This is a genomic window from Microcoleus sp. A006_D1, assembly GCF_036702805.1.
Classification (GTDB): domain Bacteria; phylum Cyanobacteriota; class Cyanobacteriia; order Cyanobacteriales; family Microcoleaceae; genus Microcoleus.
Window position 1 is genome coordinate 515,645 of the sequence record NZ_JAUBVZ010000001.1, and the last position, 14,208, is coordinate 529,852.

The 14,208-nt window shown below is 45.2% G+C and carries 19 protein-coding genes; 12 read left to right on the forward strand and 7 right to left on the reverse strand.

Features of this window, described 5'->3' with window-relative positions; genetic code table 11:
- Nucleotides 1-424 precede the first annotated feature (424 nt).
- From QUB68_RS02100 to QUB68_RS02155, 12 genes are all read left to right on the forward strand, one after another.
- The gene (locus QUB68_RS02100; RefSeq protein ID WP_332988911.1) at nucleotides 425-2,470 is read left to right on the forward strand and encodes an NAD(P)H-quinone oxidoreductase subunit 5; all 2,046 of its coding nucleotides are present in this window, start codon (nucleotides 425-427) and stop codon (nucleotides 2,468-2,470) included.
- Between the two features lie 382 nt (nucleotides 2,471-2,852).
- The gene (gene ndhD1, locus QUB68_RS02105; RefSeq protein ID WP_442923029.1) at nucleotides 2,853-4,439 is read left to right on the forward strand and encodes a photosynthetic/respiratory NAD(P)H-quinone oxidoreductase subunit D1; all 1,587 of its coding nucleotides are present in this window, start codon (nucleotides 2,853-2,855) and stop codon (nucleotides 4,437-4,439) included.
- A 293-nt stretch (nucleotides 4,440-4,732) separates the two neighbouring features.
- On the forward strand, nucleotides 4,733-5,326 hold the full coding sequence (locus tag QUB68_RS02110; protein WP_332988913.1) for a DUF6000 family protein: 594 nt from the start codon (nucleotides 4,733-4,735) through the stop codon (nucleotides 5,324-5,326).
- An 85-nt stretch (nucleotides 5,327-5,411) separates the two neighbouring features.
- Nucleotides 5,412-5,630, forward strand: a complete 219-nt coding sequence (locus tag QUB68_RS02115) for a hypothetical protein (protein WP_332988914.1) — start codon at nucleotides 5,412-5,414, stop codon at nucleotides 5,628-5,630.
- Nucleotides 5,627-5,896, forward strand: coding sequence for a type II toxin-antitoxin system RelE family toxin (locus tag QUB68_RS02120; protein ID WP_332988916.1), 270 nt, complete (start codon nucleotides 5,627-5,629; stop codon nucleotides 5,894-5,896). Before QUB68_RS02115 ends, QUB68_RS02120 begins: the two co-directional genes overlap by 4 nt.
- A gap of 101 nt (nucleotides 5,897-5,997) precedes the next feature.
- A complete protein-coding gene (locus QUB68_RS02125; protein WP_332988918.1) occupies nucleotides 5,998-6,234 on the forward strand; it encodes a type II toxin-antitoxin system Phd/YefM family antitoxin in 237 nt (78 codons plus the stop codon).
- Nucleotides 6,231-6,614: a type II toxin-antitoxin system VapC family toxin gene (locus tag QUB68_RS02130; protein ID WP_332988920.1), complete on the forward strand. Its 384-nt coding sequence runs from the start codon at nucleotides 6,231-6,233 to the stop codon at nucleotides 6,612-6,614. Before QUB68_RS02125 ends, QUB68_RS02130 begins: the two co-directional genes overlap by 4 nt.
- 32 nt (nucleotides 6,615-6,646) lie before the next feature.
- A complete protein-coding gene (locus QUB68_RS02135; RefSeq protein ID WP_332988922.1) occupies nucleotides 6,647-6,793 on the forward strand; it encodes a hypothetical protein in 147 nt (48 codons plus the stop codon).
- Between the two features lie 50 nt (nucleotides 6,794-6,843).
- Nucleotides 6,844-7,947, forward strand: a complete 1,104-nt coding sequence (locus QUB68_RS02140; protein ID WP_332988923.1) for an AAA family ATPase — start codon at nucleotides 6,844-6,846, stop codon at nucleotides 7,945-7,947.
- Nucleotides 7,948-8,043: 96 nt separating this feature from the next.
- On the forward strand, nucleotides 8,044-8,649 hold the full coding sequence (locus tag QUB68_RS02145; protein ID WP_332988925.1) for a DUF4276 family protein: 606 nt from the start codon (nucleotides 8,044-8,046) through the stop codon (nucleotides 8,647-8,649).
- Between the two features lie 351 nt (nucleotides 8,650-9,000).
- Nucleotides 9,001-9,282: a hypothetical protein gene (locus tag QUB68_RS02150; protein WP_332988927.1), complete on the forward strand. Its 282-nt coding sequence runs from the start codon at nucleotides 9,001-9,003 to the stop codon at nucleotides 9,280-9,282.
- Nucleotides 9,283-9,577: 295 nt separating this feature from the next.
- Nucleotides 9,578-9,994 (forward strand): hypothetical protein, encoded by a 417-nt coding sequence (locus tag QUB68_RS02155; protein WP_332988929.1) that lies wholly within the window; start codon nucleotides 9,578-9,580, stop codon nucleotides 9,992-9,994.
- A 123-nt stretch (nucleotides 9,995-10,117) separates the two neighbouring features.
- On the opposite strand, the gene QUB68_RS02160 is transcribed toward QUB68_RS02155, so the two are convergent.
- The 7 genes from QUB68_RS02160 to QUB68_RS02190 form a co-directional block, all read right to left on the reverse strand.
- A complete protein-coding gene (locus QUB68_RS02160) occupies nucleotides 10,118-10,783 on the reverse strand; it encodes a Na(+)/H(+) antiporter subunit B (protein WP_332988932.1) in 666 nt (221 codons plus the stop codon).
- Entirely contained in the window at nucleotides 10,783-11,370 is a 588-nt protein-coding gene (locus QUB68_RS02165) for a DUF4040 domain-containing protein (RefSeq protein ID WP_332988935.1), read from the reverse strand. The genes QUB68_RS02160 and QUB68_RS02165 overlap by 1 nt, the downstream gene beginning before the upstream one ends.
- Entirely contained in the window at nucleotides 11,360-11,647 is a 288-nt protein-coding gene (locus tag QUB68_RS02170) for a monovalent cation/H(+) antiporter subunit G (RefSeq protein ID WP_332988938.1), read from the reverse strand. Before QUB68_RS02170 ends, QUB68_RS02165 begins: the two co-directional genes overlap by 11 nt.
- Nucleotides 11,644-11,874, reverse strand: a complete 231-nt coding sequence (locus QUB68_RS02175; RefSeq protein ID WP_106146229.1) for a hypothetical protein — start codon at nucleotides 11,872-11,874, stop codon at nucleotides 11,644-11,646. The genes QUB68_RS02170 and QUB68_RS02175 overlap by 4 nt, the downstream gene beginning before the upstream one ends.
- Nucleotides 11,875-12,048: 174 nt before the next feature.
- Nucleotides 12,049-12,432: a Na+/H+ antiporter subunit E gene (locus QUB68_RS02180; RefSeq protein ID WP_332988942.1), complete on the reverse strand. Its 384-nt coding sequence runs from the start codon at nucleotides 12,430-12,432 to the stop codon at nucleotides 12,049-12,051.
- A complete protein-coding gene (locus tag QUB68_RS02185) occupies nucleotides 12,429-13,859 on the reverse strand; it encodes a cation:proton antiporter (protein WP_332988945.1) in 1,431 nt (476 codons plus the stop codon). The genes QUB68_RS02180 and QUB68_RS02185 overlap by 4 nt, the downstream gene beginning before the upstream one ends.
- A complete protein-coding gene (locus QUB68_RS02190) occupies nucleotides 13,856-14,191 on the reverse strand; it encodes a cation:proton antiporter subunit C (RefSeq protein WP_332988948.1) in 336 nt (111 codons plus the stop codon). Before QUB68_RS02190 ends, QUB68_RS02185 begins: the two co-directional genes overlap by 4 nt.
- Between the last annotated feature and the right edge of the window lie 17 nt (nucleotides 14,192-14,208).

Here is a 14,208-nt window from a genome sequence, read left to right on the forward strand (position 1 = left end):
GGCATTCGGCTATTGCCCAGAAAGCAGGTATTCGGCTTTTATGTAGAAGGGAGAAGGAATTCCCCATTTGTCGATCGGGCAACCGACCAAAATAAATATCGCAGTCTTAGATACACAGGACTGCGATATTTGTCTATCTATCTTTTGGTATAGATTTAAATAAGACGCTCGCGGTTTCAACCGCGTCTATACAAACACTCACGCGACGGGAGCGGGTTGAAGAAAAGGCGGTGAAAATTACGTAAAACGTAATTTTATTCAGTCGGCGTCCGGCGGACATCGTTTTTGTAGACGCGGTTTCAACCGTACGTCCTATCTTATCTTAAGAATTAGAACAAGTATTTCTGCCCAGTCGCGCAGGCTTGTGTCACAATTGTTTACAGTTTTCGCAATTCTAGTAGAAACTTTAAACTACCTATCAGTCATGGAAGAGCTTTATCAATACGCTTGGCTGATTCCAGTCCTGCCATTGGCAGGCGCAATGCTAGTAGGTATAGGCTTAATCACCTTCAACCAGGCAACCAACAAACTCCGACAAGCGAATGCGATCTTCATCGTCTCCACGCTCGGAGGGTCAATGGTACTATCTTTCGCATTGCTGTGGAGTCAACTACAGGGCCACGAACCCTACACCCGCACGATTGAGTGGGCTTCTGCTGGCGAGTTCTCGCTGAATATGGGCTATATCATCGACCCCCTCACGTCGGTAATGCTGGCGATCGTCACCACGGTCGCCTTTTTGGTGATGATTTACACCGACGGGTACATGGCACACGATGACGGGTACGTGCGTTTTTACGCCTACCTGAGCATCTTCAGCGCCTCAATGCTAGGTCTAGTAATCAGCCCGAACATCGTTCAGATTTACATTTTCTGGGAACTCGTAGGTATGTGTTCGTACCTGCTAGTCGGCTTTTGGTACGATCGCAAACCCGCAGCAGACGCCTGCCAAAAAGCCTTCGTCACCAACCGCGTCGGCGACTTCGGCTTGCTGCTGGGCATCCTCGGCATTTACTGGGCCACCGGCAGCTTTGAATTTGACGTAATGGGCGAACGCCTGCACTCATTAGTCGAATCCGGTGCTTTGAGCGCGACTCTGGCGACAATCTTCGGCGTCCTGATCTTTTTGGGCCCAGCAGCCAAATCTGCTCAATTCCCCCTCCACGTCTGGCTCCCAGACGCAATGGAAGGCCCCACACCGATTTCCGCCTTAATCCACGCCGCCACGATGGTAGCCGCCGGCGTATTCCTGATCGCTCGGATGTACCCAGTGTTTGAAGGGCTGCCAGTCGTCATGAATTTGATCGCCTGCACAGGCTGTTTTACAGCATTCATGGGTGCTTCGATCGCAATTACCCAAAATGACATCAAAAAAGGTCTAGCCTACTCCACCATCTCCCAATTGGGCTACATGGTAATGGCAATGGGTGTCGGCGCTTACAGTGCCGGACTTTTCCACTTGATGACACACGCTTACTTCAAAGCCATGCTGTTCCTGTGTTCGGGTTCAGTCATTCACGGCATGGAAGATGTCGTCGGCCACAACCCAGCTCTTGCTCAAGACATGAGAGTTATGGGCGGATTGCGGAAATATATGCCGATTACCGCTAGTTGCTTTTTAATCGGCAATTTAGCAATCTGCGGCATTCCGCCGTTTGCAGGTTTCTGGTCAAAAGACGAAATCCTCGCCCAAGCTTTTGAGGCAAATCCCGCTCTGTGGGCTGTTAGCTGGGTGACTGCGGGGATGACCGCGTTTTATATGTTTCGGATGTATTTCAGCACCTTTGAGGGCGAATTCCGGGGCAATGACAACGCTATCAAGCAACAACTTCTGCAACCAGGTTTGGTCTTCGGCCCTGGAGCAATGAACATTAAGGAATTGGCCACTACTGGCGAAAGTCACGATGAGCATGACCATTTCCCTCACGAATCTCCGCTGACAATGGCTCTGCCGTTAGTGTTGTTGGCAGTACCTTCTGTGTTTATCGGTTTTCTCGGTACGCCGTTTGCCAATTATTTCGAGCAGTTTGTACGCGCTCCTGGCGAGTCTCTGGAAGAAGTTTTGGCACACGCCGCTGAGTTTGATTTGACGGAATTTCTAATCATGGGCGGCAGTTCTGTAGGTATTGCTTTGCTGGGCATTACTTTGGCTTCTCTGATGTATTTGAGCCGGAAAATTGATGCAAATGCGATCGCCCAAAAAATCAAACCGCTTTACGAGTTCTCCCTCAACAAGTGGTATCTCGACGATATCAACGAGTTTCTCTTCGTCAAAGGCAGCCGTCGTTTAGCGCGACAAGTCATGGAAGTGGATTTGCGAGTTGTCGATGGTGTGGTTAATTTGACAGGTTTTCTCGCCCTGGTAACAGGCGAAGCCTTGAAATACATTGAAAACGGTCGCGCTCAATTTTACGCCCTGATTGTGTTTGTCGCAGTTCTGGGTTTTGCGATCGTTTCTGGAGTCAGCTAAATCTGTCGGGAAACGGCACTGCCTATTGGTGTCAATCTCCTGGTTCCCAGGCTCCAGCCTGGGAACCGATATCTAGAGGCTCTGCCTCATTCTTGAAAAGGAGGCAGAGCCTCCGGATCTGCGTTACCAGGCTGGAGCCTGGTAACGAGTAAATTGCCGTGTCCCACCAAGAGATATTTGAACAAATGGTATTAGCTCAATAACTCACAATTGACAATTAGCAAATAGACATAAATCTTGCATTAAACTCAATTTGTACGATCGCACAAATTGTCACAAATATAGCAAAAACAAACGTTTAGTATAAAGAAAGTATAAAATTTAGACCAAAAGTGCCAAAATGTGTTTAAACCTAATAACTGACGGCTTATTTTAAAACGCAATGGATACAGCTAACTTTCCCTGGTTAACAACAACAATTCTGTTTCCCATTGCTGCGTCCCTGCTGATTCCTTTGATTCCCGATAAGGACGGCAAGACGGTGCGGTGGTATGCACTAATTGTGGGTTTGATCGATTTTGCCCTACTGGTTTACGCTTTTTACACTCAGTACGACTTCAGCAATCCAGACTTGCAACTGGTAGAAAGTTATACTTGGGTGCAGCAACTCGATTTAAATTGGTCGGTAGGTGCTGATGGTTTGTCAATGCCGCTGATTTTGCTGACAGGTTTTATTACTACGCTGGCTACTTTAGCAGCTTGGCCAGTCACATTTAAACCGAAGCTATTTTACTTTTTGATGCTGACAATGTACGGCGGCCAAATCGCAGTTTTTGCCGTGCAGGATATGTTGCTGTTTTTCCTGGTTTGGGAACTGGAATTAGTCCCGATTTACCTGATTTTATCCATCTGGGGCGGCAAGAAGCGCCTCTACGCAGCAACTAAGTTTATCCTGTACACCGCAGGCGGTTCGCTGTTTATTTTGGTGGGCGCGCTGACGATGGCGTTTTACGGCGATACGGTGACTTTCGATATGCGGGCGATCGCAGCCAAAGACTACGCCACCAATGTAGAATTACTCCTGTACGCAGGTTTCTTAATAGCTTACGGCGTCAAACTGCCAATTTTTCCGCTGCACACTTGGCTCCCTGACGCCCACGGCGAAGCAACCGCACCCGCCCATATGTTGCTAGCAGGAATTCTGCTAAAAATGGGTGGCTACGCCTTACTGCGGATGAATGCGGGAATGCTCCCCGATGCTCACGCTACCTTCGCACCCCTCTTAGTAATTTTGGGTGTAGTTAACATTGTTTACGCCGCCTTAACTTCTTTTGCTCAGCGCAATTTGAAGCGAAAAATTGCCTATTCTTCAATTTCGCACATGGGATTTGTGCTGATTGGGATAGCTTCGTTTACCGATTTGGGAACCAGCGGCGCCATGCTGCAAATGGTTTCCCACGGTTTGATCGGGGCGAGTTTGTTCTTCATGGTAGGCTGCACGTACGATCGCACTCACACCCTCATGCTCGACGAAATGGGCGGTGTCGGCCAGAAAATGCGTAAGGTTTTCGCCATGTGGACTACTTGCTCTATGGCTTCTTTAGCTTTGCCGGGAATGAGCGGTTTTGTAGCAGAATTGATGGTGTTTGTAGGTTTTGCAACCAGCGATGCTTACAATCCGGTGTTTAAGGTTTGCGTGATATTTCTCGCTGCTTTCGGGGTGATTTTGACTCCGATTTATCTACTGTCAATGCTGCGTGAGATTTTCTACGGTTCTGAGAATAAGGAATTGGTGGAACACGAAGAGTTGGTGGATGCGGAACCGCGAGAAGTGTTTATCATTGCGGCTTTGTTAGTGCCGATTATTGGCATTGGTTTGTATCCTAAGATGTTGACTCAGGTTTACGATGCGACGACTGTACAGTTGACGGCTAGATTGCGTGATTCTGTGCCTTCGTTGGTGGCTAAGGCTGCTGCTGATAAAACGGTGTCTTTGCGCGCACCTGCGATCGAGCAGAGTAAGTTGTAATGTGAACGAGATTTAGGAAGAAAACCCCCAAAGCTTTTAGAAATAGATTTGGGGGTTTTCTATTTTTTTGAGGCTGAAGCTTATCTATTAGATGTTTGCGTCAATTTATGATGAGGTTATAATTGAGATGTTCAGTCTGGCTCTCTTGAATTTTAGATGAGCGGAAAAATAAAAATTCCCGTGGTGCGGGTGGGAAAGCCTGCATGAGTGAGACGCTTACGCTACCGTTTTTACCACAAATCCAGGAGAGGGTTCAGTCTTAACAAGTTGATACTAAAAGATCATCAAAAAAAATGAATCTATATTGCGGAGCATATACCAAGCCACTTTATCTCAACGTTTTACACGGTAACTTTTTAGGGCTTGGCAAAGAAGATTTAGATGCCTTTGTGGACTCGACGACAGTTGCTCTATATGAAGTAACTGAGGAAGAAACGATCCAGATGTATAACGGTAATTGGAGGGATACAATTACAGCAAGTTGGCTTTGTGGAATTGGTCGGCTTTCTCACCATCTCAATAAAATTGAAACTTTACTGATTCCAAGTCAAACTTGTTATGCAGGACAATTTCATTGTTTTGCATTAGCTCGTTTTGACGGTGCTGAATCGGTAAGAGTTTTGCGCTCTTATCTCGACACCTACTTACCCGTTGGCGATCGACAGTACGACCAAAAATGGGCTATTGGAGCATTACGGTGGTTAGATCGTAGACATGGAACTGATTATGCAGAAGTTTATCTAAAAAACCCCGATAATTGGAAAATTAGATCTTTTAGATCTTGGGGAGACGAAAAATATGGGGTACTAAGGCCAGAGGAAGGAATTCTCCACTTTCAAAAGGTGATGGACTTTGTAGACCAGTATTTTCCAGAATTTGCGACGTAGATAGCTCTGCTTCCTAAGATATAGATTTGCCAGGAAGAAGCGATAATAGATAAGATGCCATTTTGATTGTAAGAGTGTGCTAGCCATGACTGATTTACTCGATCGCGCGATCGCTAAGTTGAAAACCTTGTCTGCAAGTGAGCAAGATGCGATCGCCTCAATGATTTTGGAAGAACTTCAAGACGATCTAAAATGGGATCGAGCATTTGCTAGTTCTCCCGATGTTCTTGCCAAACTTGCAGCCTCCGCAATGGCTGAATATCAGGCAGGTAAAACCCAAGAACTCGATCCAGAAACATTGTGAAATCCCGTACTACAGCCGAATTCCGTAAATCTTTTGCGGCACTGCCAAAACAAGTTCAAGAGCAAACACGCGACGCATATCGCCAGTTCAAGGAAAACCAAAATTATCCAAGTTTGCGTTTCAAAAAAGTGCATCCAGAGCTACCAATATACTCTGCTCGAATCAGCAACAACTATCGAGCCGTTGGTCAGTTGGATGGAGATACTGTGATCTGGTTTTGGGTTGGTTCCCACGCAGAGTACGACAAGTTGCTATCTCAGTTATAATGGTTATTTCATCTACTTTAGTTTAACTTTATGAGAACGTTCACTGCGGTTGTTGAGAAAGACCATGAAACTGCTTTTGAGCTTTATACTGAGGCATTTTTATGTTAAGTGTGACAGTTGATGAAATTCAGCGCGATCCTTCAAAGTATCTGCGTCAAGTGGAAGCAGGTGCAATTTTTGTTATCCTGCAAGCAGATAAGCCGATCGCCGAACTAAGACCTATTTCTAGTAGCAAGCAATTACGACCATTTGGTTTGTGTGCAGGCGAGTTTACAGTTCCAGATGATTTCGACGCTCCTTTGCCGGAAGATATCCTCAGTGCATTTGAAGGTAAATGAAGATTCTGCTAGATACGCACATCTTTTTATGGTTCATCAGTGGTGACATCAAGTTATCAACAGATGTTCGAGATGCAATTCGCGATCCAGATAATGAGGTATATTTGAGTGCAGTTTCCGTCTGGGAAGCAATTGTAAAGTACCAGTTGGGTAAGTTACCTCTGCCGGAGCATCCCGAAACATATTTACCCAAACAGCGCGATCTTCATCAAATTGTCAGTCTTGCTCTTGATGAAAGTAGCGTAGCTCAACTGGCTAAACTGCCACCATTACATCGCGATCCATTTGACAGAATGCTTATCTGTCAAGCTTTAGAGAATGGTCTGACTATTGCGACAGTAGATGGGGCAATTCGTGCCTACTCGGTCAGCGTTATGTAGCAGTTTACGGTTATTTGTCGTCGCACAACTTCATGGCGCCATTCGCAATACTCAATACCCAATACTTCAAAATTACCAATTGGTCGATCGCTCTTCAATTCAGTACGATCGCCCTTTTAGTTTCTAGCGTTATTGTTCTGCGAAGAGTGCGATATTTGTCAAGGGCGATCGAACATTAGACCTTATCCAAAAAAGCAAACACACCATCGCAGACTTAGGAGACTGACTTTTGAATAGGCTACAAAGATTAACCCTCAATGGATTTAAGTCTATAAAAGCAATAGATATTGAATTGCATCCCCTAAATATCTTGATTGGAGCAAATGGGGTAGGCAAGAGCAATCTTATCTCGTTCTTCAAGATGCTTAATGAGATGATGGCTGGACGCTTTCAACAGTTTATTGGTGTATCAGGTCGTGCTCAATCCCTCCTACATTTTGGGCCTAAAACAACGCCCCAAATAGAAGCAAAACTAGAATTTAAAGTCGAAAATGGGGTAGATTATTATCATCTTCGGCTGTTTCATGCGGCGGGTGATACGCTAATTTTTGCCCAAGAAACTTTGAGCTTTCTGCAAACAGGCTGGCCATCCCCAAGGACTGACGAATTAGGTGCAGGACATCAGGAAAGCCGAATCAAAGAAGCAGCAAAGGAAGGTAAGCAAACGGCTAAAACGCTAGAATATTTGCTGAATCGTTGCCGTGTATACCATTTTCATGACACATCTTCTACGGCCGGAGTTCGACAATCCTGTTACGTTGGTGACAACCGATGGCTAATGCCCGATGCGGGAAATTTAGCTGCATTACTTCTGAGGTTCCGTGAAGAAAACGAGGGTGCAGCTTATCAACGCATTATTGGAACAATTCGTCTGATTGCACCTTTTTTTGATGACTTTGTTCTGGAGCCAGACGCATCTAATCGAGTCATTCTTAATTGGCGAGAAAAAGAGTCCGATCGAGTATTTGGAACTCATGAATTTTCCGATGGTACTTTACGTGCCATCTGCCTTGCAACCTTACTCTTACAGCCTGAAAATGAACTGCCAGAACTCATTGTTGTTGATGAGCCGGAGTTGGGGCTTCATCCCTATGCCCTAAATGTTGTGGCTGATTTATTTAGCAAGACTGCACTCCACACGCAAATTCTCATTAGCACCCAATCTAGTTCTTTCTTGGATAATTTCGAGCCTGAAGATGTGATTGTGGTAAACCGAGAGGGCAAGGAATCGCAATTTAAGAGGTTAAATCCCAGAGAATTAGATGCTTGGCTTGACGAGTACAGTCTGGGAGAAGTTTGGGAAAAAAATATTATTGGTGGAGGCCCCCATTAATGGCGCGTCTTTACCTATTTGCCGAAGGACAAACCGAGCAGACATTCGCTGACATTTCGCTCAAACCGCAGTTAGCTCACTCAATATGGAATGTTTATGCACAATCCCATACTAATTGCTCATGCAAAAAAGAAGGGTCAAGTGCATCGAGGTGGTGGTCGTAAGTATGGGCCGATGAAGAATGATATCATGCGTTTTCTTAAGCAAGAGAAAGCCCCGGATGTGTTCTTCACAACTATGATTGATTTATATGCTCTTCATCCCGATTTTCCGGGATTAGCTGAGTCTGAGAGTCTACGTCAAGATCCGATACAGCGGGTTGAATTTTTAGAACAACGTTTTGCAGAAGATATTGATGATGCTCGATTCATTCCTTACGTTCAGTTACATGAATATGAGGCATACCTGTTTTCCGATCCAACCTGTTTTGAGTACCTTGATGCTGGACGGACAAAAGAGATTGAAGCTCTCCAAGCTATCGCAAATCAACATCGGACACCTGAGTTAATCAATGATGGGCCGCAAACATCACCTAGCAAGCGTATCATAGCTCTGTTCCCTGATTACGGAAAAGCGAAGTCTGTTTTTGGATCGCAGTTAGCTGAACAAATTGGATTGCAAGTAATTCGGAGCAAATGCTCTCACTTCAACAAATGGCTGTCACGACTTGAATCTTTGAATGGGGAAGGCATTAGTAGTTGACTTTAGAACAAAAAAATTACCAGTAGAACGATCGCCCTTCAATTCGGTGCGTTAGCGAAGCGCTCGAAGAGGATCGCCCTTTTAGTTTCTAGCGTTATTAGACAAGATTGCAAAAATAACTAGGACGGGCTCTTCGGCCCGTTCCACAAAAAACATTTTCTCTTGTGGAACAGGCATCTTGCCTGTTACAAAATTTGATTAAAATGAATTTTGCAATCTTGTCTATTGTTCTGCGAAGAGTGCAATAGTTGTCAAGGACGATCGCACTTTCGCAATTTGTGATTCACTCTACTTGCCTAGAAGAAGCGATAATAGATAAGATGCCATTTTGATTCTAAGAGTGTGCTAGCCATGACTGAGTTACTGGAGCGTGCGTTAGCGAAGCCCTCGAAGAGGATCGCTAAGTTGAAAACCTTGCCTGCAAGTGAGCAAGATGCGTTAGCGAAGCCCGCCCCTACGGGGGCTACGCCAACGAAGAGGATCGCCTCAATGATTTTGGAAGAACTTCAAGACGATCTAATATGCGATCGAGCATTTGCTAGTTCTCCCGATACTCTTGCCAAACTTGCAGCGACGGCAATGACTGAGTATCACGCAGGTAAAACCCAAGAACTCGATCCAGAAACATTGTGAAGTCCCGTACTACAGCCGAATTCCGTAAATCTTTTGCGGCACTGCCAAAACAAGTTCAAGAGCAAACACGCGACGCATATCGCGAGTTCAAGGAAAACCCAAGTTATCCAAGTTTGCGTTTCAAAAAAGTGCATCCAGATGCTGTTGGAAGATGATAATCCAGCTTTCAATCCAGAGTTTGTTGGTACTCAGCAAATTGTAGTTGCGTAGAAGATACTTCCATCTCTTGCCAAACAATCCGATGATGGTGCATCATTGTTTTGATGATTGTTTCATTCTTCATTCCTCAGCTAATATGCGATCGCTCCTGTTAACTCTAGCTCTCATGTGTTTCGCCACCCCCGCAGTTGCCACAACCTGCGAAGAAAGCTTTCAAAAAAAGGGTGACTTTTTCAATGGTGCCGCCTTTTCTGCCCGTGTTGAGGTTGAGGGATTATCGATAGAAAGAGCATTTTCCCAATTGCGACCCATTTTGGCCCGCGAGAGCATCAAAACTATCAGCACCGATGTGAGTACAGGTGTCATGAAAGCCGAAAATCCCGCCACAGCATTTCAGCGTGCTTTGCCGATCGATGTTTTTGCCTCAGCGGATGGAACTCTATTAACTGTCGAAATGATTTTTACGATTCCCAGTGGCGTTGGTGCAAGTAGGGACACAGTGAAGAAATACTTGTGTGGTGCGCTAAATCAATTGTTGCCCAAAAGTAAGTAGGTAGAACAATAAGTGCAGCAATTGCTTGATGGGGAATATAACAACAGTTAACAGTTAACCGTTAACCGTTAACTGTTATTTACTATCCCGATGCCAATGGATTTAAGTGCGGACTCAAATCTGTCACAACAATCCGCGATAACGAATAAATACCAACATCACCGCCCACGATCCTAATGTGACTTTGACTGCAACTAGGACATTCAGTAAGGGGAGAATTCCGCCGCTCAAAAGCGTGCCTAACTCTCCATGTGGCAACTCATATCCCGACAGCGTGATCACTGATAATAAAATAAAAACCAGCACCGAAATCTTCTCCCAAATCGCAGCGTGCCAGCGGTGGTAGATTTCTTCCATCCACTGTGGCGATGAGGTAATTGCAATTAGCCCGATCGCAGTTCCCCCCGCTACACCGGCCGCAAAACCACCACCGGGACTCAAATGCCCGCGAATTGCTAATTCTATACCTACCAACGCGGCAATAGTTGCTCCCAATCGCGCCAAAATAATCGATGGTTGATCCGTAAACTGATAAACCGCGCAAGACGGCCTTTCATTTGCAAGTAGATACTTTGCGCCTAAAATTGCGATCGTAAATACCACTACTTCAAAAATCGTATCGTATAAGCGATTCCGCAAAATGATACCGGAAACCGCATTAGATACTCCACTATCTTGGACAACCAATTGAACGATCGAATTTTGCTGCGAAAAGTCAGATATTGGATTGGGGACGAGCAGCATTTTGACGAATAGCGCTATGCCGGCGATCAGATAAACCCATTTCATTAATGCTTTTCCTCTACGTCTGGTGTATTCACATAAGTTAGAGTTGTCCCTGGTGATGAAAGTTCGGTTTGCATAATCTCATAGACACGCCGAACTCTAATTTCGGTGTTATAAGGTGGCGTTTCGCTACTAGGTTCCAGTTGCTCTTGTGGGGAACAAACTGCATGAACTTCTTTTTCCATCAACGCCCGATGCAATGCTTGAGTAGTCGCATAGGGCAACACTTCCAGACGCATATGACGTTTCTTGAAAAGTGCACGAATGTCATCTATAACTTGCTGAAAATGGCCGGCCATTTTGTCGTCTGAGACAGCATCGCCCTCGATCGCGCTTTCCATCACACCCAGACGCAGCACGAGGGATGAGCGCACTGTCACCGCATAAAGTGTAATCGCGAGTAGAGTGCCCATCAAGGCTTCAGTCAAGCCCACATCCCCCGCGCCTAAAATTGTATACACCAAAGCTGCGATCGCCCCCAACACCCCTCGCAGTAGCAATGCGTGGTATGGATTCACCTGAAACACCAGCATACAAGCAGCTAAGGGCAGCAGAGCAACGAGGACATAAATGTAGCTATTATCGTTCATAATCACTCCCTGCGTTGGAACAATAGGCTAATACATATCCCAGCATGGTGTTCCATATCGCTAAGCAAATGATCGCAAGAATTAGCAGAGGCCATTTGCTGGGTATTTTCAGTAGCAATCCCACCACAATCAACATCGAGCCAAGGGTATCTGCTACCGAAAGACTGTGAAGTTTATATAAAACCGATCGCTTTCCAAGTAGATAAGAAGTACCCCAAAACCAGAAAAAAATCCCTATACCGATGCAGGTATAGCTCAATACATCTATTACAATCATGCGTCACTAATACGTTTGATTATTTGTGCCAACAACATCAATCCAGCATTACCCACACTCAGGATAATCGCGGCCACCACACCGATCATCCAATCATCGCGCCAGACAGATATAACCAGAGCGATGATTGCCGTCTTAGTCGAAATACTAGCAAAAGCCAACATTGTCTGCCAGATATCCTCATCTTTCCATACCTCGTACATGGGTATGAGCAAAGCCAAAATCATCGCAATTAAAATCAAGTTATTCAAGTTGTTCAATTATGTTACCTCCTGATTTTTTCAATTGTAGAACTTATATCTCTTAACTGTGTTGCTAAGAATTTTTGAGATTCATTTCTTTCTGCTCTAACTCTGTGCTCTCTGTGTTCTCTGCGGTTAAAAATCCGAAAAAAACTTCAGCTAGTTACTTGATGTCCGTCGCACCCGGTGTACTTCATAAAAACCATCTTCCCGGTATTTCACAACAATTGTCTTGGGTGTAAAAGTGATCAGAAAGACATCTAGGAATATCAACAGAGGCGATCGATGATTTGGCACTTTTTCCAGGACTATATCTTCGTGTCTGTGGGGACGGAAGATGAGCTCAAATGCTTCTAGATAAGCGATCGGAATCGCCAAAAGTATCTTACCATAGACATCAAACCACTCCTTTAGCGGTTCCGGGCGTGTGTAGCTGCGTGGCAAGAGGAAAGCGATCGCAATACCGATCGCAATATTTGCCAAACTAAAATCGGCAGTCAGTAGAAACCAGATGCTCAATCTTAAGATGAGATGTCCAATCATTTTGGTAATGCCATCCAGAATAGTAGAAGCGAAACGAGACTCATAAAACCGACCAAATTATCGAATTTTTCAAACATCCGTGGCAGTTTGATTGCCGTGCGTTGAAAAATCAAGAAATAGGCTAACCAACCAACGCCGATAGTGCCGATCGCCTTTAGCATATTTTCCAGCGTATAAGCCTGAACATAAAAGGCATTAGCTGCAATTAATCCACCCAACAATAGCAACACCGGAGGCCAAAAACCAGGTTTTGCTTCGGCTGTGCCACCACGGGGTAGAAAGATGAATTTAGCAAACAGGATTGCCGTGCCCACTGCTGCGACATTCATCGCGATCGTTTGCCAAGGTAGCAGATTCTTCATCGTCAACATCTTCGCCCCAAAGCCAACCAAAAAGGGAAACCCAGAGATTGACAAACTAGCGATAACTAGAGCAATCCAGATTTTTAGTTCGATCGGCTTTTGTTTGAGCTCCTGAAAATTGCGACTTGGTAAAGCACCAGCAATTAGGAATAGTGCCGATTTGACCAAACCGTGCGCCAGCGCGTAAAGTCCGCCCACTTCGGGTACAGCAAGAATCCAGCCTAATTGCGAAATTGTGCTAAACGCCAGCATCCGTTTAGTATCCTTTTCAAAGATGGCATAAAACACGCCCATAAACGCTGCTCCGACTCCGAAAATCTGGACAATAGGAGCCACCTCTTCCACCATCAGCGCGCACCGTACGAGGGGATATACCCCGGCTTTGACGACAATTCCTGATAGCAAAGCCGACACCGGTGTTTCTGATTCGGAGTGAGTTAACGGCAGCCACAACCCGGATACAAATACGCCTCCTTTAACTAAGAGTCCCATAAAAATCAGGGCGATCGCCTCTGGAGGTGCTTTGGCCAATCCGGCAAAACTAAAGGAATGACTTGCCTGATAAACCAGCACGGCACCGATTAGATAGAACAACATTGCCGTGTTGCTAATAAATAGATAGCGCAAAGCCACCCAGATAGATCTGTCAGTACGGGGATAGGAAATCAACAAAAAAGCTGCAATCCCGCTGACTTCTAATCCCACATATAAACTGATAAAGTCCGTAGAAGCAAAGGCTGCATTCAGACTACCATGCACCATCAGAATCTGTGCATAAAAAAATGCCGTCTTATCTGTGGGCCAACAGTAGAGGATAACGGCTGCTGTGACTAGGGCATTGGTTAAGATAAAGTAACCGCTTAGGCGATCGACTAGCAGAGTAACACTGAAATGATCGAGTAATTCCAGTGTCACCGCTGACGGCATCGCAAAAAGTTGGAATGCAAAAGCAGCAGAAACAATTGCTCCTAATATTGCGAGATACTTGTCAAGCTTCGGAATCAAATAAATGATAAACCCGATAAAAAATGGGAAGGCAATCCAGGCGATCGTCAGGGTATTCATGGAGTATTGTTTATCTCAATTTGGTTACATTCCAATGTCGGATTATCGCGTGCCAGCTTCATTACACCGACTAGCATTAATGCCTGAATCGAAAAGCCGATCACGATCGCCGTTAAGATCACCGCCTGGGGAACCGGATCTGCATAGGGAACATTTTTAGCCTTTGAAATAATTGGTGTCAACAAGCCATCTCGCGATGCCAGCACGACATAGTAGGCGATGACTCCTGTACTCATCACATCCATGCAGACGATTTTCATGATCAGGTTTTTTTTAAAGATGATGCCAAAAAAACCACAGAATACTGTTGCTAATACGAAAGCTTCTAACATGGCGATCGCCTTTTGGG

Excerpts from the sequence above, each read along its gene's own strand:
- QUB68_RS02100 (WP_332988911.1), top strand. The coding sequence starts at position 425 with ATGGAAGAGCTTTATCAATACGCTTGGCTGATTCCAGTCCTGCCATTG.
- ndhD1 (WP_442923029.1), top strand. The coding sequence starts at position 2,853 with ATGGATACAGCTAACTTTCCCTGGTTAACAACAACAATTCTGTTTCCC.
- QUB68_RS02110 (WP_332988913.1), top strand. The coding sequence starts at position 4,733 with ATGAATCTATATTGCGGAGCATATACCAAGCCACTTTATCTCAACGTT.
- QUB68_RS02115 (WP_332988914.1), top strand. The coding sequence starts at position 5,412 with ATGACTGATTTACTCGATCGCGCGATCGCTAAGTTGAAAACCTTGTCT.
- QUB68_RS02125 (WP_332988918.1), top strand. The coding sequence starts at position 5,998 with ATGTTAAGTGTGACAGTTGATGAAATTCAGCGCGATCCTTCAAAGTAT.
- QUB68_RS02130 (WP_332988920.1), top strand. The coding sequence starts at position 6,231 with ATGAAGATTCTGCTAGATACGCACATCTTTTTATGGTTCATCAGTGGT.
- QUB68_RS02135 (WP_332988922.1), top strand. The coding sequence starts at position 6,647 with ATGGCGCCATTCGCAATACTCAATACCCAATACTTCAAAATTACCAAT.
- QUB68_RS02145 (WP_332988925.1), top strand. The coding sequence starts at position 8,044 with ATGCACAATCCCATACTAATTGCTCATGCAAAAAAGAAGGGTCAAGTG.
- QUB68_RS02150 (WP_332988927.1), top strand. The coding sequence starts at position 9,001 with ATGACTGAGTTACTGGAGCGTGCGTTAGCGAAGCCCTCGAAGAGGATC.
- QUB68_RS02155 (WP_332988929.1), top strand. The coding sequence starts at position 9,578 with ATGCGATCGCTCCTGTTAACTCTAGCTCTCATGTGTTTCGCCACCCCC.
- QUB68_RS02160 (WP_332988932.1), bottom strand. The coding sequence starts at position 10,783 with ATGAAATGGGTTTATCTGATCGCCGGCATAGCGCTATTCGTCAAAATG.
- QUB68_RS02165 (WP_332988935.1), bottom strand. The coding sequence starts at position 11,370 with ATGAACGATAATAGCTACATTTATGTCCTCGTTGCTCTGCTGCCCTTA.
- QUB68_RS02170 (WP_332988938.1), bottom strand. The coding sequence starts at position 11,647 with ATGATTGTAATAGATGTATTGAGCTATACCTGCATCGGTATAGGGATT.
- QUB68_RS02175 (WP_106146229.1), bottom strand. The coding sequence starts at position 11,874 with ATGATTTTGGCTTTGCTCATACCCATGTACGAGGTATGGAAAGATGAG.
- QUB68_RS02180 (WP_332988942.1), bottom strand. The coding sequence starts at position 12,432 with ATGATTGGACATCTCATCTTAAGATTGAGCATCTGGTTTCTACTGACT.
- QUB68_RS02185 (WP_332988945.1), bottom strand. The coding sequence starts at position 13,859 with ATGAATACCCTGACGATCGCCTGGATTGCCTTCCCATTTTTTATCGGG.
- QUB68_RS02190 (WP_332988948.1), bottom strand. The coding sequence starts at position 14,191 with ATGTTAGAAGCTTTCGTATTAGCAACAGTATTCTGTGGTTTTTTTGGC.